Annotated in this window: 23 protein-coding genes; 15 read left to right on the top strand and 8 right to left on the bottom strand. The window is 45.1% G+C overall.

What is annotated here, in order from left to right; all coding sequences use genetic code 11:
- Window positions 1–8 precede the first annotated feature (8 nt).
- Complete coding sequence (locus DVG78_RS04850; RefSeq protein ID WP_229598133.1) at window positions 9–2,699, top strand: permease prefix domain 2-containing transporter; 2,691 nt, start codon at window positions 9–11, stop codon at window positions 2,697–2,699.
- Between the two features lie 142 nt (window positions 2,700–2,841).
- Here the strand turns inward: DVG78_RS04850 and DVG78_RS04845 are convergent, their stop codons facing one another.
- A complete protein-coding gene (locus DVG78_RS04845; RefSeq protein WP_114459911.1) occupies window positions 2,842–4,725 on the bottom strand; it encodes a sialidase/neuraminidase family protein in 1,884 nt (627 codons plus the stop codon).
- Window positions 4,726–5,064: 339 nt separating this feature from the next.
- Here DVG78_RS04845 and DVG78_RS30190 point away from each other — a divergent pair, with 339 nt between their 5' ends.
- The 7 genes from DVG78_RS30190 to aac(6') all read left to right on the top strand — a co-directional run bounded on the left by DVG78_RS30190 (window position 5,065) and on the right by aac(6') (window position 9,485).
- Complete coding sequence (locus tag DVG78_RS30190; RefSeq protein WP_199563195.1) at window positions 5,065–5,367, top strand: hypothetical protein; 303 nt, start codon at window positions 5,065–5,067, stop codon at window positions 5,365–5,367.
- 18 nt (window positions 5,368–5,385) lie between these two features.
- Window positions 5,386–5,619 carry a hypothetical protein gene (locus DVG78_RS30185; protein ID WP_199563194.1) on the top strand — a complete coding sequence of 78 codons (234 nt, stop codon included), beginning with the start codon at window positions 5,386–5,388 and terminating at the stop codon, window positions 5,617–5,619.
- Window positions 5,620–5,808: 189 nt separating this feature from the next.
- Window positions 5,809–6,387, top strand: a complete 579-nt coding sequence (locus tag DVG78_RS04835) for a Crp/Fnr family transcriptional regulator (RefSeq protein WP_114460052.1) — start codon at window positions 5,809–5,811, stop codon at window positions 6,385–6,387.
- 84 nt (window positions 6,388–6,471) lie between these two features.
- Entirely contained in the window at window positions 6,472–7,089 is a 618-nt protein-coding gene (locus DVG78_RS04830) for a hypothetical protein (protein ID WP_114459910.1), read from the top strand.
- Between the two features lie 204 nt (window positions 7,090–7,293).
- Window positions 7,294–7,917, top strand: coding sequence for a hypothetical protein (locus DVG78_RS04825; RefSeq protein WP_114459909.1), 624 nt, complete (start codon window positions 7,294–7,296; stop codon window positions 7,915–7,917).
- Window positions 7,918–7,927: 10 nt separating this feature from the next.
- A complete protein-coding gene (locus tag DVG78_RS04820) occupies window positions 7,928–8,347 on the top strand; it encodes a DUF6326 family protein (protein ID WP_114459908.1) in 420 nt (139 codons plus the stop codon).
- 700 nt (window positions 8,348–9,047) lie between these two features.
- The gene (gene aac(6'), locus DVG78_RS04815) at window positions 9,048–9,485 is read left to right on the top strand and encodes an aminoglycoside 6'-N-acetyltransferase (protein ID WP_114459907.1); all 438 of its coding nucleotides are present in this window, start codon (window positions 9,048–9,050) and stop codon (window positions 9,483–9,485) included.
- 168 nt (window positions 9,486–9,653) lie between these two features.
- On the opposite strand, the gene DVG78_RS04810 is transcribed toward aac(6'), so the two are convergent.
- From DVG78_RS04810 to DVG78_RS04795, 4 genes are all read right to left on the bottom strand, one after another.
- Window positions 9,654–10,949, bottom strand: a complete 1,296-nt coding sequence (locus DVG78_RS04810; protein WP_114459906.1) for a PQQ-dependent sugar dehydrogenase — start codon at window positions 10,947–10,949, stop codon at window positions 9,654–9,656.
- 110 nt (window positions 10,950–11,059) lie between these two features.
- Window positions 11,060–11,998 (bottom strand): M20/M25/M40 family metallo-hydrolase, encoded by a 939-nt coding sequence (locus tag DVG78_RS04805; RefSeq protein WP_114459905.1) that lies wholly within the window; start codon window positions 11,996–11,998, stop codon window positions 11,060–11,062.
- A 138-nt stretch (window positions 11,999–12,136) separates the two neighbouring features.
- Complete coding sequence (locus DVG78_RS04800; protein ID WP_114459904.1) at window positions 12,137–12,385, bottom strand: GlsB/YeaQ/YmgE family stress response membrane protein; 249 nt, start codon at window positions 12,383–12,385, stop codon at window positions 12,137–12,139.
- A gap of 84 nt (window positions 12,386–12,469) precedes the next feature.
- A complete protein-coding gene (locus DVG78_RS04795) occupies window positions 12,470–13,042 on the bottom strand; it encodes a helix-turn-helix domain-containing protein (protein ID WP_114067265.1) in 573 nt (190 codons plus the stop codon).
- A 179-nt stretch (window positions 13,043–13,221) separates the two neighbouring features.
- Here DVG78_RS04795 and DVG78_RS04790 point away from each other — a divergent pair, with 179 nt between their 5' ends.
- The 6 genes from DVG78_RS04790 to DVG78_RS04765 all read left to right on the top strand — a co-directional run bounded on the left by DVG78_RS04790 (window position 13,222) and on the right by DVG78_RS04765 (window position 20,154).
- On the top strand, window positions 13,222–14,331 hold the full coding sequence (locus DVG78_RS04790) for a sensor histidine kinase (RefSeq protein ID WP_114459903.1): 1,110 nt from the start codon (window positions 13,222–13,224) through the stop codon (window positions 14,329–14,331).
- Between the two features lie 5 nt (window positions 14,332–14,336).
- Window positions 14,337–15,038 (top strand): LytR/AlgR family response regulator transcription factor, encoded by a 702-nt coding sequence (locus DVG78_RS04785; RefSeq protein WP_199563193.1) that lies wholly within the window; start codon window positions 14,337–14,339, stop codon window positions 15,036–15,038.
- A 281-nt stretch (window positions 15,039–15,319) separates the two neighbouring features.
- Window positions 15,320–16,051 (top strand): dioxygenase family protein, encoded by a 732-nt coding sequence (locus DVG78_RS04780; RefSeq protein ID WP_114459901.1) that lies wholly within the window; start codon window positions 15,320–15,322, stop codon window positions 16,049–16,051.
- A gap of 47 nt (window positions 16,052–16,098) precedes the next feature.
- Entirely contained in the window at window positions 16,099–16,788 is a 690-nt protein-coding gene (locus DVG78_RS04775) for a pirin family protein (RefSeq protein WP_114460051.1), read from the top strand.
- 75 nt (window positions 16,789–16,863) lie between these two features.
- Window positions 16,864–17,541 carry a zinc metalloprotease gene (locus DVG78_RS04770; RefSeq protein ID WP_114459900.1) on the top strand — a complete coding sequence of 226 codons (678 nt, stop codon included), beginning with the start codon at window positions 16,864–16,866 and terminating at the stop codon, window positions 17,539–17,541.
- Window positions 17,542–17,685: 144 nt separating this feature from the next.
- A complete protein-coding gene (locus tag DVG78_RS04765) occupies window positions 17,686–20,154 on the top strand; it encodes a DUF5686 and carboxypeptidase regulatory-like domain-containing protein (RefSeq protein ID WP_114459899.1) in 2,469 nt (822 codons plus the stop codon).
- 221 nt (window positions 20,155–20,375) lie between these two features.
- On the opposite strand, the gene DVG78_RS04760 is transcribed toward DVG78_RS04765, so the two are convergent.
- Genes DVG78_RS04760 through DVG78_RS04750 form a run of 3 tightly spaced genes read right to left on the bottom strand, consistent with a single transcriptional unit; the run spans window position 20,376 to window position 22,783 of the window.
- Window positions 20,376–22,199, bottom strand: coding sequence for an ABC transporter ATP-binding protein (locus DVG78_RS04760; RefSeq protein WP_114459898.1), 1,824 nt, complete (start codon window positions 22,197–22,199; stop codon window positions 20,376–20,378).
- Window positions 22,200–22,553, bottom strand: coding sequence for a DUF5615 family PIN-like protein (locus DVG78_RS04755; protein WP_114459897.1), 354 nt, complete (start codon window positions 22,551–22,553; stop codon window positions 22,200–22,202).
- Window positions 22,550–22,783, bottom strand: a complete 234-nt coding sequence (locus DVG78_RS04750; RefSeq protein WP_114067273.1) for a DUF433 domain-containing protein — start codon at window positions 22,781–22,783, stop codon at window positions 22,550–22,552. The genes DVG78_RS04755 and DVG78_RS04750 overlap by 4 nt, the downstream gene beginning before the upstream one ends.
- 121 nt (window positions 22,784–22,904) lie before the next feature.
- On the opposite strand from DVG78_RS04750, the gene DVG78_RS04745 reads away from it, so the two are divergent.
- Window positions 22,905–23,480, top strand: coding sequence for a Uma2 family endonuclease (locus DVG78_RS04745; protein ID WP_158549966.1), 576 nt, complete (start codon window positions 22,905–22,907; stop codon window positions 23,478–23,480).
- Window positions 23,481–23,483: the final 3 nt, after the last annotated feature.

Genomic DNA, 23,483 nt, shown 5'->3' with positions numbered 1-23,483 from the left:
TGAGTACTATGAAAAGCCATAATCCCAATCAGTCCGCAACCCCGCCTGCTCCGCCCAAGTGGCTCGACCAATGGATGGAATGGTGCTGTGCGCCTCACCTACGCGAAGAGGTGATGGGCGACTTGCACGAACGCTTCCACTTGAGAGTCAGTCGACTAGGCGAGCGCCAAGCCCGAAATCTGTATTGGCGGGATGTTCTCACGTATATGCGCCCGTCTGTTTTAAAACGCAAACCGTCCCCTTATTCATCCCCTTATTTACTATCCATGACCATGTTGCGCAATTATTTCAAAATCGCATTTCGTAACCTTTGGAAAAGCAAAGGCTACGCCGCCATTAACGTGGTTGGCCTTTCGGTGGCGTTCTGTATTTGTGTGTTTTTATTCCTGACCGCTTATTTGCAATTGACGTTTGATTCCTTTCATGCCGATGGTGAACGGATTTTTCGAACGTACTTTTTCACCAGTGATCCCGAAAAAAACACCAAGACGAATTCGATGCCTTTACCGCTGGTCCCCGCCCTGAAAGCCGACTTCCCCGAGTTGGAAGCAGCCCGCATCATGACTGGCCGCAAGAGTTTGATTGAAGTCAACGGGAAGTATTTCGACAAGTTGGCCACCATGACCGACCCCGATTTCTTCAAAATTTTCTCATTTCCACTCCTCAAAGGCAACCGAGAAACAGCCCTCCGTGACATAAACAGCGTGGTACTGAGCGAAAACATGGCCAAAACCGCCTTTGGAACCCAAGACCCAATGGGTAAAATCATCTTTCTCGGCAACGATAGCGACCGGAAGCAATACCTCGTGACGGGTATAGCGGGTAATGCTCCTCACAATTCGACTATTCAATACGATGCGTTAATTCGCATCGAAAACGCGCCAGGTTATCAAGGCAGTAAAGACAATTGGAGCAATGACTCCCATTCCGCTTTTGTAAAACTCCCCGCTCATGTCAGTCAAGCTGCTTTTGAAAATCGTTTGAAAGCATTTACCAAAAAATACTTTCCTGCTCAACTCAAAGAACTAACCAAAAAAGGCGCCAAACCCGACGCGCTCGGCGACCTGTTTGCCGTGCGGCTACAGCAACTTTCGAAGGTTCACTTTGACCGTGAAATAGCAGGTTCAAAAGGTACTCCAATTGCCATCGTGTACATCTTGATGGGCATCGGCTTCTTTATCATGTTGATTGCGTGTATGAACTTTATCAACCTGAGCATTGCACGGTCGTTTACCCGCGCCAAAGAAGTAGGCGTACGCAAGTCGTTGGGCGCGCTCAAAAATCAGCTTTTTATCCAAATTTGGAGTGAATCCACGCTCATTTGTTTTGTTAGTTTTGGCGTAGGTATCACCTTGGCGTATACGCTTTTACCCGAATTCAATGCCCGATTTGACGCCCGACTTACCCTTGATTACCTCCTTCAACCGGGCTTTATCGCGCTTATTTTCGGTCTGTTTCTACTCGTTACCTTGGTGGCAGGGGGCTATCCGGCTTGGCAAATGACCCGCTTCAATCCCGTGGAAGTGTTGAAAGGAAAAGTTTCGATTAAGCGCCCTGGGATTTTACGTAACTCACTTATCGTTAGCCAGTTTTCTATGTCAACCTTGTTGGCTTGCTGCACCATCATTGCCTCACAGCAAGTAGATTTCCTGCGCACCCGCCCGCTGGGCTTTGACAAAGAGCAGGTAATCAGTATTCCCGTCGGCAATCAAGTCAATGGCCGACAAACACTCGGACGCCTACGCAACCAGCTCGCCAACGACCCTTCGGTACTGGCAGTCACGGGAACGGACGTCAATCTGGGTCGTGGCAAAGACCGCGTTAGTTCAAGGTCTACGATTGGTTTTACCTACAAAGGAAGAGCCGTTGAATCGGATTGGTTGCTGATTGATTATGATTATTTCAAAACCCTGAACATCAAACCAACGGCGGGGAGAGAGTTTAGCCGTGCGTATCCGTCAGATTCAGTAAACAAGGTCATCATCACCGAAAGCATGGCCAAAGCCATGGGCGAGACCAATCCCGTCGGTTTATTGTTCGGCGACGACAGCGACAGCTCCCATACCAAATCGCAAATCATCGGTGTTGTCCCTGATTTCCATTTGTATTCAGTTGCGGAAAAAAGTCGCCCGATTTCGATGCACCTATCCTCCAACGCCCCCATTCGCTACGTGTTTGTGCGGGTAGCTCCATCGAGCTTGGTTCAGTCAATGGACCGCCTCAAAAGCGTATGGAAAGAGGTGGCTCCGCAGTCGGAATTCATGGGTTCGTTTCTGAACGAAAACATCGACGCATGGTACCAAAACGAAGAAATGCTCACGCGGGTTTTGAGCCTTGCGGCCAGTATTGCCATTTTATTGTCCTGTATGGGGCTATTTGCTGTTGCGCTCATGATCATCGAACAGCGCACCAAAGAAATTGGTATTCGAAAAGTAATGGGCGCGGGCATTCCCAATCTTATCATTGTGCTTTCGCAGGACTTTGTCAAACTGGTGCTAATTTCTCTCGCCATTGCCATTCCGTTGGCGTGGTTTGGCATGAAATCATGGTTGGACAATTATTCTGTGCGCGTAGAAATCAGCGTGTGGGTCTTCGTGGCGGTTGGTTTTGCCGCTATTCTCATTGCGTTGGCCACCGTCAGCTTTCAAACTATAAAAGCCGCCTTGGTCAATCCGATAAAGTCTTTAAAATCAGAATAATACAAATTTTTAACGTCGGCAAGGACTGCGCGTCTGCGGCTTCAAGCCCACAATGGAATTGCTTACCGGCGTTATTCGGATGTTATCAGAGTAAGACAATGCAACGTCGGCGAGGTTTTGAACCTCGCCGACGTTACTGGTTTTATTTTATTGCTTTTATTGAAACATCGTCCACGTAAAAAACCGCCTGTGTTACGGGTTCGTCGGCGCCAGCGAGCGGTGGGTGCGGGTCTTCGTTGGGTGACTTACGGTTGGGTAAATTGCGGTAAGGGCCCGTGCGCAACGACAGGCGCTCCACCGATTTGACGGCTTCGGCCAAGGCTGCTTTTTCTAACACTTTTTTGCCGTTGATGCTCAAATCAAAACTTCCCGCCAACGTTGCATTGACCGTAAACGTCAGTTCGTACCACTGCGCTGGCTGGTAGGTCTGCACGATTTTCTCCGTGCCTCCGTCGGCGACGATGATGTTTCCTTTTTCGTCAAACCGCACCCGAACGGGGCGGTTGCCATAGCGGTCGGTGAGGTCGATTTCGAGCGAGCCGTTTTGGTTTTGGGCGGGTTGTACTTTCAACGAACATTCAATTTGCGTGCCTTCTTCAAATACCCGAATGGCGCGGGCGTAATCATGCGGGTCTTTGTCCGACAATTCGAGGCATTTTCCCGTGGATTTGGGCGTGTTGACCACCGTAACGGGGGCCCACTGGGGAGCGTATACGTTCCAATCTGGCACGCTGCCGTTGAGGTCGAGCGCGTCAAAACCGTCGTTGATGTTGCCTTTGACCGCATAGCGCACGGGCGTAGGCACGCGGCTGACCCAAATATCTTCTTTGTTCATGCTGTACGACAGCCACAGATCATTGCCGGGAGGATTGCCGTTGCCTTCTTCGATGCCGCGCACGTAGCAGGGGCCAAAGTCTTTCCAACGCCCAAAAAACCGACGCGGCGGCACTTCGCCCTGCACGAGCAGCATATTGTCAAAAATAGCGCCATCGTCGCCCGTGATGACCGTGAGCGGAAAACGGTGCTCGTCCATTTCGATGGGATTGTACGCGATGGCGTAGCGCCCGTCGTCGGTGCGCTGCCCCCACTGCTTGCCACCCGCCATGGTCAGCGTCGGCACTTTGACGGGCGTAGAAAAAGTTAGGCCCTCGTCGTCTGATAACGCCGCTTTGGAGCGTTTCCACAGCGCCACCACTTTGCCGTCTTTGCGGTGGTAGTACGATAACGCCTGAATATCAAGCGATTTGTCGAGATTATTTTTATAAAACCCGTCCAGCCCAAGGTCTTCTTCGCGCCATTGCAAGGTCATGAGCTTGTCGGCCAAAAGTGCATTACAGGCCTCCAAAAAGCCTTTGTCGGTGGATTTTTGGTAAAACGGATAGCTCGTGTTCTTCTCGTTCCACTTCATGCCGTCGACGGTAGTGTGACTGCTGTAACGGATAAAATAAATGGGACCATAGGTGCCGTCTTTGTAGGCCTCGCGCACCACGCGCCCGATGCCGCCTTCCTTAAACGGCTCTTCGGTGTGGGCGTAAAAAGCCAATACCAACAGCCGCCCGTTGGGTGCGGTATAAAAACCCATGCGTTGGTGCATCATGTAGCCATCCGACCCTTTGGGAATTTTAACGCCCTTGGGGGCCACGTACGGCGGAAACACCACCGTGGGTTTGCTCCAAGTACGCCCATCTTTGGAGGTCACGATCAGCGTTTGCCCCGGCGCAATGTGCTCATCTACGGGGTTGCTGAGGTATTGCTGATAGAAGGTATCGTTCCAATAACACAGGTTGGAGGCGTGATTATAGGTCCATCCAAAGCCATCGGCCAGCTCGGGGTGCGTACGATTGACGCGGAGCGTTTGGCGACTTTCCACGCCTACCGCGTACCGCAACCGCCCCTCATGCACCTGAGGGTCTACGCTTTCGCCGCCCACGTACCGCACGGGTTCGTGGATGCTGCCCGTTTGGGCTACCCCTATTCCACTGCCAAAAACCAAGGCCATGCCGTACCAATACGCTTTGTTCATCATCTTTTTCAACAGGATTTTCTTGAAATGAATACTGCAACAAGGCGTTTTTGGGCTAGTGCCACCTCTTTTTTAGGCAAACTACCGCTTGGTAACAATTTTATGACACGACTTGCTGAAAGGTGTAAAAACTGGTAGCTTTCGGGAGGAATTGGGGAAGTTTGTACTATTTTTTCTGGGTAGTTCGCTATATTTGAATACTGATAGCACAAAAAAACAACCGCAAATAATATAATAAAAGCTCAATAAAGTTTAAATAAACACAAAAAGTACGACCGCTGCGGCGGGTCGTAAAACTTTCGCATATTGGAGAGTTAGCTGATATTTTAGAACGACACCGCAATGAAAGAACAGAAAATAAAAAATATAATTGACACCTATTTAAAAAAATGGGTTGACATCGAACTTAACAAGTTGCCAGGACAAATTGAAACTGAAATGTCAGACCCAAATCAAGATAAAAATGAAGAGTGGCGAATTTGGCTTCCAATTGATAGCAAAGTAACTGATAGTGAAATTGAAGAAATCGAAGGTCGAATTAGACACATTTTTCCTGACGACTATAAAGCATTTTTAAAACATAAACATTTCTATGAACTTCAAATTTTTGAAGCTTCATTTTGTGAACATCCTGTCAATACTTAGAGAGCAAGTTTAACCGAAATGATTTTTGACGGTTTTCCAAGAGAATTTCTTATCGACAAAGGATATATTCCATTTATAAATTGGAGTGATTGGGGACTGCTTTGTTTTGACACAAATAGAAATCAAGGTGACAACAATTACCCAATAGTACTGTGGGACCACGAAACGGCAGAAGAATTTCAAGACCAATACCAAGACTTTTACGACTTAATTATAAAACTTGACGAAAAGGGAAGAAAAAACATCAGCTAACATCGGTTTGGCTATATGGCGGCTGAACCGGGTCGCTGGTGCGATGCTTACATCAAACATCTGTGCAAGGTTCAACAGCAGGAATTCTATTGCATCCCGAATGCTTTCGGGATGCTAAAAATCCGCCACATCGCCAAGCCGAAAACCGTTATCAGACATTATAACACACCCATTAACAGCAACGAAACAATGAAAAACATACTATTTGACTTTATCTCAAAATACGTTTCTCTGACAGAAGATGAGCAGAACGCACTCATTTCGTTAGACCTATTTCACTCGGTAAAGAAAGGGACGATTTTACTCAAAGAAGGACAAAAATCAAAAGAAAGTTACTTTGTGCTGAAAGGCTGTATTCGAACATATTATATTTTGGATGGTGAAGAAAAAACTACTGCTTTCTACACAGAAATGGAAGCTTTTACACCACCTTGTGTAATAAACAAAACTCCGTCCGAATATTATGTAAGTTGTGTAGAAGATACGATACTTACAGTTTCAAATTCTGATATGGAAGTAGAAATAAACAGTAAATTTCCAAAGTTTGAAATAATGTGCAGAGTCTTGTCGGAAGAACTTTTAGCTAAACAACGAATAGATTTTGACGAGTTTAAGACTTCTTCACCGGAACAACGATATTTGAATTTATTGCAATCACGCCCAGACCTTATTCAACGGGTGCCACAGCACCAGTTAGCGAGTTATTTAGGCATTAAGCCACAATCACTGAGCAGGCTAAGAGCAAGAATTCTTGAAAAAAAGAGCTAAAACGTATTTCTTAACTTAAGTGAACGAGTTATAGTATCTCGCCAATCTACTTTTGCAGTATCGTTTAACATCAATTAAAAAGACATGCAAAAGAAAATTTTAGGGATTGGACTTGCCTTAGTATTGGCAGGTAGTTTACAGGTGAATGCACAAATTGCCAAAAAAGACAGCACCTATAAAAAGTGGTTTATTGGGAGTTCATTCTTGATGTTTGGAAATTTAGATAAAACAAACAATCCTGAGTATATTCAATTAAATGCTGGATATAGAATAACCCCCAAAGATGTTGTTCAATTTAGATTTAAAAGATCAATTTATGCTTGGCCACTAGGTATTCCTTTTGGGCCATCATTTGACGCCCCCGGACTAAACTATCCTGGACATGCACGTATACTTGCTCCTCAAATAGGTTACCAGCGGTTTTGGTGGAAAGGAGTCTATACATCCGTTTATGCCTTGAATGCTTTTGAAAAATATTTGGATGAGAATAAGAAAAAGATCGGCAATGGATACACCTTGTACCTAGACTTCTATTTGGGTTATCAGTTTAAGTTTTTTAAAAATCGCTTCTTTTTTGAACCAGCTATCGGAATCAGTTATTGGCCTGTAAGAACCAATGTTCCAGCATCTTTTAAAGCCGTAGAACAACGGTGGAATAACTACTTTATTCAACCGGGGCTTGATTTTGGGTTTAACTTTTAGTAATTGTACCGTCAATTTTAACATCTCCACAATGCCAATTAGCGGGCTATCTGGGGTATTAAACCTCCGTCATTAAGCCGCAGACTAGGAGCAAGAATCTTGAAAAAAAGCTAAGAGTAACTTCATTTCTTAACTTAAGTGAACGATTTTAAGTCTATTGCCAATCTACTTTTGCAGTATCGTTTAACATCAATTAAAACAGACATGCAAAAGAAAATTTTATGGATTGGACTTGCCTTAGTGTTGGCAAGCAGTTTACAGGTGAATGCACAATATGCTAAAACAGACAGCACTTACAAACGGTGGTTCGTTGGTAGCACTTTATTTTTACTGGGCAATTTTGATCAAGTAAACCCTCCGGGCTTTGCTCAGCTGAATTTAGGTTATCGTATTACAGGAAAAGATGTTATTTCTCTTGAACTAATAACTTGGAAACATGCTTGGCCACTTGGTATTAACCCCTTTTATAATGAGGCATACGGAACACCTGAAGAGAAATATCCTGGTTATATAAGAGAATATGGAATTGGTTTAGCTTATCAAAGGTATTTTTGGAAAGGTCTTTACGCAGCAGTACATGTAACGCCCATGTGGCAAAAATATAAGAATGAAAACGGTGATAAGGTGGGCAAGGGTTTCATTATATTCAACACTTATCGAATTGGCTATCACATTAAACTCTTTAAGGATAGGGTTTTCATAGAACCATCTCTTGGTATTGCTGGTCGTCCTTACTTCACTGAAATGCCTAATGGATTTAAAGAAAAAGATGACAAGTGGCCAAAATGGACACCTGAACCCGGGCTACATTTCGGAGTTAATTTTTAATTGATAATTCATGAATACCCAAAACTCACTGGAAGATATCAAAGTCAGTGTGAAACTAAAACTTGCCACGCTGTGGGCAAGTTTTATGTTTCTCTATATCTATGTTGATTATTTTGCCTTATATATGCCGAGTAAGATAGAAAATATTCTGAAAGGGAGGGTGTTTGTATTTGATATTACACAAGGATTTCTCTTGGCAGCACTCGCCTCTGTGACAATTCCAGCACTGATGATTTTCCTTTCTGTTGCCCTGCCGGCTAAAGTAAATCGCTGGGTAAATATCATTATTGCCACGGTGTATATTCCTTTTACATTGTTTAATTTGGCAGGAGAAGCTTGGATGCACATGGTGTTTGGCGCGGTTATAGAAGTCGTTCTTCTTTGGTTAATTATCCGTTATGCATGGAAATGGCCTCGTATTGAAACATGAAAATCCACTAACGAAAAATTTTATGGATGTCAGTAATGTTAAATATTGACCCAAAAAAGACGATTGACGCAATCTTTCATAGAGAAAACTAAATGGAAATTAGTATCAAAAGCACAATAGATTACTTTTCAAGGAAACCAAGGACGCTTTTTCTACTTGACGGTTTGGGTGCAGCATTGACAACATTTGTCTTGTTTTTTGTTTTAAGGCATTACTACAATTACTTTGGCATGCCAGCCAACATTTTGACATACTTGTCAGAAATTGGTCTGGTTTATTGTGTTTATTCTATGTCGTGTTATTTCTTGCTTAAAGATTGTTGGACACCCTATTTAAGAATAATAGGTATTAGTAATTTTTTGTATTGCATTTTGACGACGACCGTTTTATATGCTTATTACAACAGCTTAACGCGCATAGGATTAGCCTATTTTTTGGCTGAAATTCTTATCATAGGGTGGCTAGTGTATATAGAGTTAAGGGTAGCAAACATGTTAAGAACCAAGAAATATAATTTTAAGTGATATAGCATTGGATTAACAAAATTGTCTTTAACAAATAATAAAGACAGATAGAACACCAAGGTTTTGTAAAATTGGGGCGTTATCCCTCTTAGCCCCTACCCCTTCTTTACGAGTACTAATACCGAAACACCCACCAAAAACTCCCCAGCACCCTAACCAAAACTTGAAACGTTTTTATGCACATCGAAGCCCTTTCAACCCACAACTGCCAAGCCCTGACTGAACTCGCGTTGAAACTCTGGCCCGAATGCGTATTTGAGGAAGAGTACGAACAGTTTGCGGAGCTGATTGAGTCAGAAAATGACATTTGCTACGTTGCTCGGGAGCAGGAGGAGTACATCGGTTTTGTGCACGTCAGCATTCGGCATGAGTATGTGGAAGGTGCCGACGACCTGCCCGTGGCCTACGTGGAGGGCATATATGTAAAGCCGAAGTATCAAAAGCAGGGCGTTGCCAAACAACTAATGGCGATTTCGGAGACCTGGGCCAAGCAAAAAGGGCTCACCCAAATGGCGTCTGATACTCCCGTGGAAAATTCGACAAGTATCGAGTTTCATCAAAAAATAGGGTTTACCGAGGCCGAGCGTATCGTGTGTTTTATCAAAGCATTGTAGCCCCTGGCCTCTATTGCGGGTGAGTTTATGCCGCTGTTGGTGTTCTTCCACCAACAGCCCGCCTTGATTTTGCAAGCCCCTATTGATTGCGGCTGAGAATACCCGCAAAGGCACAAAAAAAGCGCACGCCATTGCTGACGTGCGCTTTTTTGTAGGATAAAACCAACGCTATTTCTTGGGAGCCTTGTAGGCAATGCGGTACAGGGTTCCGTTCAAATCATCGGTGACGTACAACGAGCCATCAGGACCTTGGGCGAGGCCCGTGGGGCGGTGTTGAATAGGGCCCGTGGGTTTGGCGAGGTCGGTACCCGCAAAATTGTCGGCAAAAATCTCCCAAGGACCCGAAGGTTTACCATTTTTGAAAGGCACAAACGCCACCATGTAGCCTTTTTTGAGGCTAGGAGCTTGGCCGTGGAAAGCGATAAACGTACCGTTTTTGTAGCGGGCAGGAAACATTTTTCCCGTATAAAAAAGCACGGCGTTGGGGCCCATGTGCGCTGGAAAATCAGCGACGGGATTGATGGCTTTTTCGCCGCCCGTTTTTTTACCGTCTCCGCCGTATTCGGGGCAAAGGATTTTTTTCTTTTGGAACGGATCATAGTACACGTACGGCCAACCGGCATCATCGCCTTCGTGGACTTCGTACATGGTTTCGGCGGGGAGTTTTTCGCTGTCTTGCGGGGTATAGTATTGCGGAAATACGTCGTGGAACTTGCCCCGTCCGTGCATCATCACAAACAATGAATTAGTGCCTGAATTCCAGTCTAATCCTACCACGTTTTTCAGGCCTGTAGCGTAGCGAATGCCGTCGGAATACTGCTGATTTAATTGATCGGCTTTGAAACGCCAGATGCCGCCCACCGAATCCAGCAATGGGCACGGCATTTTGCCTTTGTTGGTGCCCGCTTCTTTGCAGGTTTCGTCGTAAGAGCCTACATTTACGTACACGTAGCCGTTGTTATCGACCGCAATATTTTTGGCTTCATCGCGGCCCTTGCTCACCAATCCTTTCACAATCTGCTCAGGATTGTTCATATCAATCACTTCTTCTTTTTCATTGAGTTTGTATCGGTAAACACCCGTATTGGAAGAAGCATACAGATAGCCCCCGCGAATAAAAATACCCGAGCCTTTGTAATCTCCGAAACCCACTTTTTCGTCAATGGCACCGTCGCCGTTGGTATCACGCAGGCGATAGATGGCCTTGCCGTCTTTGAGTTTGTTGATTTTTACGTAAATATCACCGCCTTTCGAAACCGTCAAGTGACGCGGCGTTTCCAAATCTTCGGCCAAAATGGTGGCGGAAAAGCCAGCAGGCATTTTAATATCGGTGGCAGGAATGATGCCCGTGGTTGTTTTTTTAGCGTTGGGAGCCGTGGCGTCGTCACTTTTGTAGGCGGCCAAACCGCTTACCGTTACCAACGCGGCAGCAACGGAGAGCGTTTTTAGAAATGGATGCATTATCGTAAATTAGGTTGAAGTTAGATTACTTTGGTATAAAGCAAGTTGTGTATAAATTATAACGTCGGCGAGGTTTAGAACCGCAGACGCGCAGTCCTCGCCGACGTTGAAACCTACTTCACTTCGGTGTACCCCAACTTGGGCAACTTCATTGCGTTTTCAATCAGCTGAATATGAATATCCAGAATCCCGACGGCAGAAGGAATGTCAATTTTTTCGGGGTCGTCGGTAGGCATGTGGTAGTCGTCGTGGCCGCCCGTGTGGAAGAACAAAACGGGTACTTTTTTGGCGTAAAAAGGCGCGTGGTCGGCTCCGCCGCTCCCTGAACGGTCGGTAAAGAATTTAACGCTTCCTTTCACTTCTTTAAATACTTCTGGCCACGCATCGCTTGTGCCATAGCCGCCGATGCCCACGCCCCGGTCGGCGTTGTAGCGACCAATCATGTCCATGTTGCTCATGAAATGGATTTTATCCAACGGCAAGGTCGGATTATTCACAAAATACCGCGACCCAACCAAGCCCAGTTCTTCGGCTCCAAAGGCAATAAACAGGAAGTTGTAGGGTTCTTTGACTTCGTTTTGGGCATAATAGCGGGCCAATTCCAGCAGCCCTGCCACGCCCGAGGCGTTGTCGTCGGCACCGTTATGGATTTTTCCCTGCGGCGCTTTATCCCGCGAGCTACCCTGCGTTCCCGTGCCCAAGTGGTCGTAATGCGCACCAATGACGATGGTATAAGGAGCACCGTTGTCCAAAAAACCGATGACGTTGTTGGCGGGACGAATGCTGTCGGGCACGACTATACGCCTAAGTTTTGCCGTAAAAGGCTGACGGTAGCCGTCTGTGCCCAAGGGGGTTAAATCAAGTTTTTTGAATTGTTTGATGATGTACTTGGCCGCTTTGGCGTTTTCTTTGCTGCCCGTTCCGCGCCCCTTCATTTTATCGGAGGCTAAATAATTGATATGCTTGGCCACACGGTTGGCATCGATTCGGGGAGTTTGCCCGAAAAGGAGAACTGAAGCAAAAAACAAGGATAAAAAGAATGCGTGTTTCATGAAGTAAATGGGTAAATAACGTCGGCAAAGATAAAGTGAACTCCGCACTATTAAAGCAACTCTTTTCATTTTAAGACCCATCACACATACAAATAGCCGGCAGTTGCCGGCTATTTACAACATATTTTTTTCTGTGTACTATCGTCGCTTGACGAGTCCTACCACAAAAAGTAAGACCAAAGCCCCCACAACGGCGGTTAGAATTACGCCGACGAGACCAGCACCCAACGAAACTCCCAATTGGGCAAAAAGCCAATTTCCGACAAATGCGCCGAGGATACCGACAATGATATTTCCGAACAAACCATAGCCGAAACCACGCTTGATTTCACCAGCTATCCAGCCAGCGATGGCACCCACAATCAGTACATAAATCAAATTATTCATTGGAACAGCGTTTGAGTGTAGACAACATCAATGCCTTTTGATTGATGAGTAACCACAAGCAACAAAATAAAATCGGTATCTGCGCTATTCCTTGAAAAAATACATGACCAACATGGTAGCGGTAGTATCGCCGATGTTGGTTGGTTTATGCGGTAGGTTGGCATCAAAGAAGATGGAATCTCCCGCTTGCAGGGTGTATTTTTGGTCGCCAACGGTATATTCTACGTATCCGCTGATGATGTATTTATATTCAAATGCGTTAGTTTTGACCATAAAAGAGCGTGTAGCTTTGGGGGCTAATTCCAATAAAACGATGTCGGTGGGCAAGCTCTGAATAGTGCGGGTCATTACCCGTTTGTAGACAAACCCCTTCGATTGTTCCTTTTCAAACTTCTGATAATCTTCGTTGCGTTTCACCACCACTTTGCTTTCGGAGGCCTGCTCAACGTCGGCAAAAAAATCGTTCAAATCCACGCCCAGCGAACGAATCAAATTGATAAGCACCAATAACGAGGGAATGGTCCGGTTGTTTTCGATTTGAGAAATCAGGCCTTTGCTTACCTGCGCACGGTCGGCCAGCTGTTGAATGGTAATCCCTTTGGACTTGCGATAGTCTTTAAGTTTGCTGCTAATTTGAATAATTACTTCGTTGGCCATACGAGTGAATATAAAGTTGAATATTAGATAAGTTTAGCAAGGGATTGTCTTCCAGCGCCCAAATCTCCGTGTTTTTTCGGTGATACAAGCCGTTTCACCTACGGATTCTACTTTATCACCTCAAAAATTTCGCGCCAAGGGCTTTGTTTTTTACCTTTCAACCCAAATTATCCCTGCCAATGAACAGAACCTATTGGACCATTGCGATTCATCTTTTGTGCGGTGTATCGTTTTTGGCCTTGCCCTATATTTTTGTGCCAAAAGGCTTTTCTCAGATTGCCGAAATCGCGCACAATCCTCACGAACAGACCAACCTGCTGGCTTATCTATTCATGTTGGGGGTCTTTTACCTGAATTATTACGTCCTGATTCCTAAGCTCTATTTTGCCAAAAAGTACGTTTTTTATGCAGGAAGTACACTTTTTTGCTTTGGGGTGGTAGTGTTAATGCTCGTCTCGGTAGACCGCCAGTATTTAATCCCTCAACACACCGCCCCTGCTGGCCCACCGCCTTCGGAACTTAAAACAGCCCACCAACTTCCGCCTAAATTTGACGCTCAAGGCCCGCAAATGCCCCCGCCTCCCCCGAGGGCTACGCAAGAAAAACCGCCTTTTGGCTTTGAGCTGAGTCATGCGCTGTTTTTGTTTTTGGTGGGGGTGTTTGTTTCGCTTTCGTTACGTATCAACGACCGTTTACGGGAAACCGAACGCCAGAAGCTCAACACCGAATTGTCATTTTTGAAGGCCCAAATCAATCCGCATTTTTTATTCAACACGCTCAATACCATCTACTCACTGGCCATTGAGCAGTCGTCCAAAACCGCCGATGCTGTGGTCAAACTTTCGTCGCTGATGCGGTACGTCATGCGAGAAGCCGATGCCGATTGGGTACCGCTGGTCAAGGAATTTTCGTACGTTGAAAACTACGTAGCCTTGCAACAATTGCGGCTAGACGATACCGTAACCGTTGATTTTAGCATCACGGGTAAGCCCAACGGCCAGCAAATTGCGCCGTTGATTTTGATTTCATTCATCGAAAATGCATTCAAATACGGCGTCAATCCGCAGGAAAAATCACTGGTACACATTCAGCTTTCTATTGCCGAAAATCGTTTACATTTACGTACGTTCAACAAAAAAGTACGGGTGTTTTACGATGAAGAAACTTCCAGCGGCATCGGTATTGAGAATACCCAAACGCGACTGCAACTGATGTATCCTGCCAAACATTTGCTGACCATTACGGATGTTCCCGAAAGTTTTACGGTAGATTTAACCATTGAATTATAAGCAACATGCTCAAAGCTATTGCCTTAGACGACGAGCCACCTGCCCTCCGCGTGATTACGCATTTCTGCGGTCAAGTGAATTTTATTGACCTTCAAAAAACATTTTCCCGCACCGACGAAGCCTTTGATTACCTCTCCGCAAACCATGTCGATTTGCTTTTTTTGGACATCAACATGCCTTCCATGTCGGGCATTGAGTTCTACAAGGCCATTCCGCAAGATGCGATGGTGATTTTTACGACGGCCTACGCCGAATACGCCGTGGAGGGATTTAATCTGAGCGCCATTGACTATTTATTGAAGCCTTTTACGTTCGAGCGTTTTGTACAAGCGGTTCATAAAGCCAAAGACTATCAGCAGTTTCTCCAAAAGTCAGAAGCACCCGAGCCGCCCAAATATCTGTTTATCAAAGCGGATTATAGCGTTTATAAAATCGCTTTTACCGACATCGTTTTTATCGAAGGACTGGACGATTACCTCAAAATCCACCTTGAAGGCAGCAAACCCGTCGTAGCGCGTATGACCATGAAAGGAATCATGGAGAAGCTACCAGTGCAGGATTTTATTCGGGTACATCGCTCGTTTATTGTGCCTTTTCGTCGCGTTGAAAATGTCCGTAATAGACTCATTACGCTGGCAGGCGAAGAGATTCCGATTGGCAATAGCTACGAGAAAGAGTTTTTTCGGTTGTTTAAAGGCTCAAAATGACCGAAGCCTAATCCTCCGATTTTTCTCCCCTCATTCGGTTTTTTTCGCAAATTTCCATCACTTCTACACGTTTGTTTGGGTTATGGCGTATGGGTTGTTAATTAACTCCAGCATCCCCAAAACCCCTTCTATCAGAGATTTAGGGGTTAAACTTTACCCTCACGTTTACCGCAGAAAACATTCTATTCACCTCAAATACAAACTTTACCACAACGAAAGCGCAGGTTTCAACGTATAAAGAGATGTAAACAATCTCCCCCTCTATAAAAATTTATAAGAACATGGAACGCAAGGATTTTTTAAAAAAAAGTTTGTCATTTTTGGGAATTGCCGCCGTCACGCCGTTGGTGGGTGCTTGTAGCAAAACGGACGTTGACCCTACTACCACTACCACCACTACGGGGTCTACCAATGGCACCACGGGCGGCACTTGCGACGTTACTCCTTCCGAGACCGCAGGGCCATTTCCCACCAAAACCCCAAGTTCCCTGGTAATGAAAGACATTCGCTCCGACCGTACGGGCGTTCCGATGACCGCAACGATTACCATCAGAAACAAAGCCAATGACTGTAAAGCCCTCGAAGGTGCTTTGGTAGATATTTGGCATTGCGATGCCGCCGGCAATTATTCAGAGTACGGCGGTACGGGAATGCAGAGTACCAATTACACGGCAGTTCATTTTTTAAGGGGTCGCCAAACAACCGACGCGAGCGGCAATGTGGGCTTCACCACGATTTTCCCAGGTTGGTATTCGGGCCGTGCGGTGCATATTCACGTTCACATCTACAACGCCGCTGGCAAATCGCTGCTGGTTACACAAATCGCCTTTCCCGCTTCAGTTTGTGACACGGTATTTACCACCGCAACCAATTTTTATACCAAAGGAAAGGCCGATACCACCAACGAAAGAGACAACGTTTTCAGTGACGGATTTGCCAATGAAATGTCGACCATAACAGGCAGTGTAGCCAATGGATACGCTTTAACGCATACCATAGTGGTCAGTGCCTAATGATTTTGCCAGCACGATATTGTTCAAGAAAAAAACCTCTGATAGGAATGACCCAAATTGAAGCAACGATTTTTTTGGCCGACCAACGCGGCTGTTCGCAAACCGATTGGTTTCGGAGTTTTCATGGCTTCAATTTTGGGGCATACCATAACGAACACCGTCAGCCGTTTGGCCGATTGAGGGTTTTTAATGACGACACCCTCGCTGCCGAAAAAAGCCTTAAAATGCAGGTGGATGAAAATACGGAGGTTATTTTGCTGCCGCTGGTAGGCGCCATCGAATACCGCAATAGCTTAGGCGATACTGGTTTTGTAGAAGCGGGGCAGGTACAAATTCTCTCCGCGGCCAAGGGCATGGAGTACGAAATCACCAACCCATATCCTGACGAATTGGTCAATTTTTTACAGATTTGGCTCACAGGAAATGAGCAAGAATTTACGGCCAGTTTAATCCAAAACTCGTTTGATTTCCAACAAAAAAATCAATTACTCCCTCTTATTTCCACCCAAACAAGGGCCTACATTGGTCGATTCGGCGGGCGGGAAGAAGGGATTTATGAAGTACAACATCCCGATACGCATGGGATTTTTGTGTTTGTTATTGAGGGCGCTTTTGAGGTGCAAAACCGCCTGCTTCACCCCCGCGACGGACTTGCCCTGCAAGGAGTAGACACGGTTGATTTTGAGGCCCTTTCCAACGACGCCATTCTCCTTTTATTGGAAGTATCACTTGCCTAAATATTAGATTTCCTTTGATGCCTTATATGGTTCAGGGCTTTTTTTCGTTTAAGAATTGCTCTTAAAATCCATAAAATGGCCGCTTTAGCAATCCGAAACGAACAAAGTAAAATCGTTACCATTTCTGCCAAACTTATTTTCTACGGCACCCAAGCCACGGAAGAGTTAGCAAAAAAAATAGCCACCGAAATTCGTGACATGTACCACGAACCCAAGGCCAGCGCCAACCTCGACGGCGAGCCCTACGAAGTCCACATACGCATTGATTATGAAGTGGTTAGTTTTGAAGAAGTGATTCAGTTAGCCATAAAAAATACCAATTTTCGTTATAATTTCATTCGCCTCGAAGCCCAGAATCACGTTACACGTTCGTTCATGGGCTTTGGTTTAGGCGACAACGTTGGGCACTGGATTACGTCCGACAATTTGGGGGACTCTACCACCGCCGCCCACGAATTCGGTCACGCCCTAGGACTTGACCATCCCGAGCGTTTTGATTTCAGAGGCTTGGGCAACCCCGGCATTATGGCTCCGCGCGGCACGATTGTCGATGCCCATTTACAATGGAATCCTGGCGTAGCGGCTGGTGAGTACGGCGGCACGCTCAAACCGTTCCATCGCCGAGTGCATGCCTATGAAATTGAAGCCATTTTTGAAGGTTTGGCGTTTGACAGCAACGGCTACGCCGAAATCGGGCATTTGAGCAACGTGCTTTTTACAGAAAATGGTGACCCACTGAATATCATTTTTTAAAGATTCAGCACTCAGCTTTTCTGCCTCATTGCCTGTACATACTAGATGCAAGCATCAAATAATCCAATAAGAAAATAAAAACTCCCTTTCCGACGTTTTTTCAAAAGGTGCAAATCGTACGATAAACACTTTAACTACAGCCTTTTGAAAAACAAACTACTGCTGACCAGCCTTTTTCTGCTGCCTTTTTTATCCTTTTCTCAAGAGTACTATACCCTGCGGGGTTACGTGTATTCAGAAAACAACGAGCCGTTGGCGGGCGCTTCCATTCGCGTAGTAAATACCAATACGGGCACCGTAACCAATGCACAAGGAAAATACGAGATCAAACTATTGGAAGGTCTGAACCGCATTTCAGTTTCTTCCATGGCTTATCAAACGGAGATGTTTGAAGTGGTGGCGAGTAAAGATCTGGTGAAAAATATTTTCCTGAAAATTGACCATAAACAGTTGGAAGAGGTGATTGTGAAGGTCAAGCGAAAAGATGAGTCGTATGAGGTCATTAAAAAAGTGCTTGAAAACAAGGAAGCTGTTTTAAACCAATACCAAAATTACAAAGCCAAGGCATACATCAAAAGTGTGGAAGTCGTTGAAAAGAAAGTTGTAAAAAAGAAAGACGAAGATTTGCCGCCCAATCCAAGCGAACAGCTTCAACTAAGCGACAAAGCACCCACCAAAAAAGACAGCATTCCCAACCTCAACATTTTTGAATGCCAACTCATCAGACACCAAAGCAACACGGGTCAGCAAAAAGAAGAGCGTGAAGCCGTGAAGAAAATAGGTGACCAAAGCACCCTTTTTTTCAAATCAGTTACCGACGGAGAGTTTAATTTTTATCAAAACCACCAAAAAATCGCCAAAATAGGCGATAATGAGATTACATCACCGCTGAGCGACCTTACCTTTCTGAGTTACAAATTTCAGTTGCTCAAGTATTATTTTGTGGGGCAGGATAAGATTTACCAAATCAAAGTCACGCCCCGAGCGTTGGGCAACGCGCTATATGAGGGTACAATAGAAGTGCTGGAAGATCAATGGGTACTGCGAAATGTAGATTTGAAATTAACCAAACGCGGACTGTTGCGTTATGATGAATTTGGGGTGAAGCAGGAATTTGAAAACATTCAAAATCGGTGGGTTACCTCAAAAATTACCTACACGTGGAAAGTGAAAGAAGGCGGAACGAAAAAATCTGGCAAGACCGAAGTCATTCACTCCAATTACGAATTTGATTTGAGCCTGCCCAAACGTTTTTTTGGAGATGAAGTAGGCGTAACCACCGACAATGCCTACAAAAGAGATTCTGTCTTCTGGGAAAAAATCAGGCCGCATCCACTCACAAAAGACGAGCAACGGGTTATCAAGGAAAAAGAACGACTGGAAATTCTGCATACGTCAAAAGCGTATTTGGATTCTATCGACAAGATTTACAACCGTATCACCTTCCCAAAAATCCTGTATTTGGGTATGGGGCACATCAACCGTGAGAAGAAAAACAATTGGTATTTTGACCCGATTTTAGGGCTTATTGACCCTTTGGCCATTGGTGGCTGGCGTATTCGCTATGGTTTGGGCTACTACAAGCGTCATGAAAACCGAAAGCAGGTATGGATAAACACAAATCTTACCTATGGCTTTAAAAATCAAGACCTTAAAGGCTATATCAACCTGAATTATTTTTACAATCCGCTAAAAGTATCAAACATCTACTTCGCGGTCGGGTCGGGTTTTAATGTCATCAACGGCGCTGCCACCCTGAGCGATATAGCTCGACGCAGCAATTTTTATCAGAATAAATTTGCGGAGATTCGCCACCGCACTGAGCTTTTTAACGGCTTTTATCTCAACACGCAACTATATTATGAAAACCGCAGCGATTTGGCAGATTTTAAATTTGGGTCTTTGGGCGATAGAATTTTCAGTAACAATACTCCGCAACCTTTCCCCACTAGCCACGTCTACCGAACCAACATCGGCATCGAATATACCCCTCGGCAATTGTATTTGAGAGAACCCAACGAAAAAGTAATTCTGGGCTCGAAATACCCCACTTTCAGCGTTAATATAGACCGTGCCTGGCCCATTAAAGGGCAAAACAACAACGTATTTACTCACTTGTCAGCCTCCGTCCGACAAACTTTCAATGTGGGCATTATCGGCACTTCCGAATACCGCCTCAACGTTGGAAAGTTTCTGGATACCACCAGCTTAGCGGTGATGGATTACAAGTATATGCGGGGCGGCGACAACTATTTTTTCTCGCCCGCCATGCTTACCTACCAACTGATTCCCAAGACATTCCCCGTATTCAACTGGTATTTTGAATCGCATTACGTGCATCAATTCAACGGTTTTTTGACGAGCAAAATACCGTTATTCAATAAAACCAAAATCAGAGAAGTAGCGGGTGCTGGGTTTTTGTACGTTCCCGAACGAAAATACCAATATTCAGAAGTATTTTTTGGATTGAACCGGGTCTTCAAAATAGGCCGCGAACGGATACGTCTCGGTGCGTATTATGTTATTGGCCAATCCAACGATTTCGGCGTCAGAAATGGTTTCAAGTTTTCTTTAGAGCCTTACAACCACAGTAAGAATACGTGGAGTTTTTGAAGAAAATCGTCTGACGGTTTTCTCTGTCGGGCCTGCCCCTACATTTAACATTTTATATTTTTCTGTTTTGCGGTTCCCAAAACGGGCAGACGCGGTAACCAGACAGACGCAAGCGGCCTACCCCTACATTTTACATTTATTATTTTTCTGTTTTGCGGTTCTCAAAACAGGCAGACGCCAACGGGTAGACGCGAGCGGCCGCCGCTGCGGGCCTGCCCCTACTAGCTTTGCATCAGGCTCAACTTTCGATAAAAACCTTTTTCATCCGTCAACAAATCGTCGTGCGTGCCGCGTTCGATGATTTTTCCGCCGCTCAATACCAAAATCTCATCGGCATGTTGAATCGTGCTGAGGCGGTGCGCAATCACGAGCGTTGTGCGGTTTTTCATCAAATTGGTCAAGGCTTCCTGTACCAATTTTTCGGACTCGGTATCCAATGCCGAAGTGGCTTCGTCCAAAATCAATATCGGCGGGTTTTTCAGAATCGCTCGGGCAATGCTCAGGCGCTGGCGCTGCCCACCCGATAGTTTTGTACCACGGTCGCCGATAACGGTCTGATAACCATCATTTTGTTCCACAATAAACTGATGCGCATTGGCGATTTTAGCGGCGGCAATCACCTGTTCTTCCGAAGCGTCAGTTCCAAATGCGATGTTATTAAAAATGGTGTCGTTAAACAAAATGGATTCCTGCGTCACGATGCCCATTTGGTCGCGCAGGGATTTTGTAGTCACGTCGCGCAGGTCAGCACCGTCTATTAAAATTTTTCCTTCAGTAGGGTCATAAAAACGCGGCACCATATCGGCCACCGTCGATTTTCCGCCGCCCGAAGAGCCCACCAAGGCCACGGTTTTGCCTTTTTCAATCGTAAACGAAATATTTTGCAAAACAGGAATGCCTTTTTCATATTCAAAAAAGACATTTTGAAATTCAATGACGTGGTTAAAAGTTTTCACCTGTACGGCATTCGGCGCATCTTTTACGTCAACGGGGGTATCAATGAGGCGCATAATACGCTCTCCCGATGCTACCCCGCGCTGAATTCCGCTGACAGCGTTGGAGATTTCTTTGGCGGGTCGCAAGACCTGCGAAAAGATGATGATATACGTCACAAAAGTAGACGCCGACAGCTCAAAATTGTCCGATAGCACCATCGAGCCTCCGTACAATAAAATGCCCGCCACTACAGCCACGCCCATAAATTCCGACATGGGTGGGGCCAATTCCTGCCGAAAAACCATCCGTAATAAGGAATGACGATAGCCTTGATTTTCGGTGGCAAAGCGTTTTTGAATGACCTTTTCGGCATTAAAACCCTTCACGACCCGAATGCCGCCGAAGGTTTCATCCAACACGCTGATGATATTGCTCAACCGCTGCTGCACTTCCGACGCCGATTCTTTGAGTTTTTTTGCCAACGTGCCGATGATAATGCCCGACAGCGGAATCACGATGAGCGTAAAAAAGGTCAGCTTGACCGACATAGCAAACAGCGTTACGAAATAGAAGATCAGCGTAAAGAACTCTTTAAACAACGCACTGAACGCCCGCCCCAGCGAGTTCTCAATTTCCTGAACGTCAGTAGTTACCCGAGAAATAAGATCACCTTTACGCTCATTGGAAAAGAACGATAAGCTCAGCCGAATAGCGTTATCAAAAACCGCCTGCCGCAATTGCGACACGGTATAGGCTTTGAAATTTTCGATGATACGAATGGAAAAATACTTGAAGACGTTGGACAACAACACACAGATCATGATGGCTCCGCACACAAACTGCAACGCGCCGTATTTGCCGTAATCCTGAATGGCATGTCCGAAATAGTACTGAAACAAATCCACAAGGTAAGCCGCATCGAATCGAAACGACGGAAAAACCAACTGCTCAGGGATTTTTGCTTTTCCGAAAAGAACATCCAACAAAGGCTGAATCAACGTAAAATTGAGCACCCCAAACAAGCTACCCAATAATGAAGTAATAAAGTACGGCCCCACGTATCGGCTCAACGGACGCGCGTACTGTAAAATGCGCCAATAAATTTTCATCTAAATGTGTATGTCAATTTTATCAATCCCAACAATGACGAGGTCTTTATGGTTGAGAAGGTGCAGAAGTTTATCAAAGTTATTTTCAAAAATAGCCTTTAAGTCTTTTATTCGAATATTTCCGACTCGTACCAAAATAAGCTTTTCAGGCTGATGCTTTAAAACAAACGAATTGTAGAAATCTTTGTCTTTTGTAATTACTATGTACCCTTCCCGTTCAGCCAATGCTACTATTTCTTGATCAGGAGTATCATTTTTAAGAGGTAAATCAAGCGTATGACATGCCTCATAACCACGGCTCGAAAAGACAAATTTTAAGGCAGGCGGAAGTTGAGCGTCGATGAGAAATTTCATGCCGCTAAATTTGCCCCCTGAACTTTCAAAGTAGCCAATGCATATTGAAGGCAAGCCAATAAGTCCTCTTTTTCTAAATCGGGAAAGGACTCTAAGACCTCGTCAATACTATCGCCGGCGGCAAGGTATTCCAAAAGACCCTCTACTAAGTAACGCGTATTCCTGATGGTAGGCTTTCCGTGACCTACATTTGGATTTAGCGTAATACGACTCAAAAGAGTTGTTTCCATGTGTCTTTAAAATTAAAAGGCAAAGTTAGTAAAAAACGCGGGGAGTTGGACTTTCTCGAAAATGCTTTCCGCCTTTGTCAACTACCCGAAATCTTGTATTTTCGGTAAAAAAGACGAAGCTATGCAAACATCAACGTCGGTAACTGTGGCAGAATACTTTGATTTACTTCAGAAATCAGACATTAAACTCGAATACCACTCGGGTGAAGTAGTAGCCATGGCAGGCGCGCAACCTGCCCACAACAGAATATGTGTCACACTTTCTGCCGCACTTGAAAATTGTCTTCGTTCAGGAGAATGTCTCGTTTTAACAAGCCACCAACTCATAAAAATAGAAGGTTGTCAAAAATACGTCTTTCCCGATTTGGTCATTGTTTGCAAAAACCCTGTGTACGAAAAAGCACCCAACGGCTTAGGTGCGCTCGAAAATCCCGAGATTAATGTCGAAGTGTTGTCAGATTCCACCGAAAGTTACGACCGCCTCGAAAAATTTGATTGTTACAAAACCAGCCCTTCTTTCCGTGAATACGTACTGGTTTCCTCAAAAAAGAAGAAAGTAGAAGTGATCAAAAAACTGAGCGAAGCCGAGTGGCTGAGCCATACTTACAGTGAAAATGATACCGCTATTCAGATTGGCGACTGTGTGATTGACCTTTCCGAAATTTATCATAAAGTAGTGTTTGCAGAAATTATTTGACGT

This window comes from Runella aurantiaca, assembly GCF_003339505.1.
Lineage (GTDB): Bacteria > Bacteroidota > Bacteroidia > Cytophagales > Spirosomataceae > Runella > Runella aurantiaca.
Note: the sequence above shows the minus strand (reverse complement) of the source record. Positions and strands in the feature narration are given on the sequence as shown.

What these genes read in the sequence shown, in the direction of transcription:
- DVG78_RS04850 (WP_229598133.1), top strand. Translation starts at nt 9, where the DNA reads ATGAAAAGCCATAATCCCAATCAGTCCGCAACCCCGCCTGCTCCGCCC.
- DVG78_RS04845 (WP_114459911.1), bottom strand. Translation starts at nt 4,725, where the DNA reads ATGATGAACAAAGCGTATTGGTACGGCATGGCCTTGGTTTTTGGCAGT.
- DVG78_RS30190 (WP_199563195.1), top strand. Translation starts at nt 5,065, where the DNA reads ATGAAAGAACAGAAAATAAAAAATATAATTGACACCTATTTAAAAAAA.
- DVG78_RS30185 (WP_199563194.1), top strand. Translation starts at nt 5,386, where the DNA reads ATGATTTTTGACGGTTTTCCAAGAGAATTTCTTATCGACAAAGGATAT.
- DVG78_RS04835 (WP_114460052.1), top strand. Translation starts at nt 5,809, where the DNA reads ATGAAAAACATACTATTTGACTTTATCTCAAAATACGTTTCTCTGACA.
- DVG78_RS04830 (WP_114459910.1), top strand. Translation starts at nt 6,472, where the DNA reads ATGCAAAAGAAAATTTTAGGGATTGGACTTGCCTTAGTATTGGCAGGT.
- DVG78_RS04825 (WP_114459909.1), top strand. Translation starts at nt 7,294, where the DNA reads ATGCAAAAGAAAATTTTATGGATTGGACTTGCCTTAGTGTTGGCAAGC.
- DVG78_RS04820 (WP_114459908.1), top strand. Translation starts at nt 7,928, where the DNA reads ATGAATACCCAAAACTCACTGGAAGATATCAAAGTCAGTGTGAAACTA.
- DVG78_RS04805 (WP_114459905.1), bottom strand. Translation starts at nt 11,998, where the DNA reads ATGAAACACGCATTCTTTTTATCCTTGTTTTTTGCTTCAGTTCTCCTT.
- DVG78_RS04800 (WP_114459904.1), bottom strand. Translation starts at nt 12,385, where the DNA reads ATGAATAATTTGATTTATGTACTGATTGTGGGTGCCATCGCTGGCTGG.
- DVG78_RS04795 (WP_114067265.1), bottom strand. Translation starts at nt 13,042, where the DNA reads ATGGCCAACGAAGTAATTATTCAAATTAGCAGCAAACTTAAAGACTAT.
- DVG78_RS04790 (WP_114459903.1), top strand. Translation starts at nt 13,222, where the DNA reads ATGAACAGAACCTATTGGACCATTGCGATTCATCTTTTGTGCGGTGTA.
- DVG78_RS04785 (WP_199563193.1), top strand. Translation starts at nt 14,337, where the DNA reads ATGCTCAAAGCTATTGCCTTAGACGACGAGCCACCTGCCCTCCGCGTG.
- DVG78_RS04780 (WP_114459901.1), top strand. Translation starts at nt 15,320, where the DNA reads ATGGAACGCAAGGATTTTTTAAAAAAAAGTTTGTCATTTTTGGGAATT.
- DVG78_RS04775 (WP_114460051.1), top strand. Translation starts at nt 16,099, where the DNA reads ATGACCCAAATTGAAGCAACGATTTTTTTGGCCGACCAACGCGGCTGT.
- DVG78_RS04770 (WP_114459900.1), top strand. Translation starts at nt 16,864, where the DNA reads ATGGCCGCTTTAGCAATCCGAAACGAACAAAGTAAAATCGTTACCATT.
- DVG78_RS04760 (WP_114459898.1), bottom strand. Translation starts at nt 22,199, where the DNA reads ATGAAAATTTATTGGCGCATTTTACAGTACGCGCGTCCGTTGAGCCGA.
- DVG78_RS04755 (WP_114459897.1), bottom strand. Translation starts at nt 22,553, where the DNA reads ATGAAATTTCTCATCGACGCTCAACTTCCGCCTGCCTTAAAATTTGTC.
- DVG78_RS04750 (WP_114067273.1), bottom strand. Translation starts at nt 22,783, where the DNA reads ATGGAAACAACTCTTTTGAGTCGTATTACGCTAAATCCAAATGTAGGT.
- DVG78_RS04745 (WP_158549966.1), top strand. Translation starts at nt 22,905, where the DNA reads ATGCAAACATCAACGTCGGTAACTGTGGCAGAATACTTTGATTTACTT.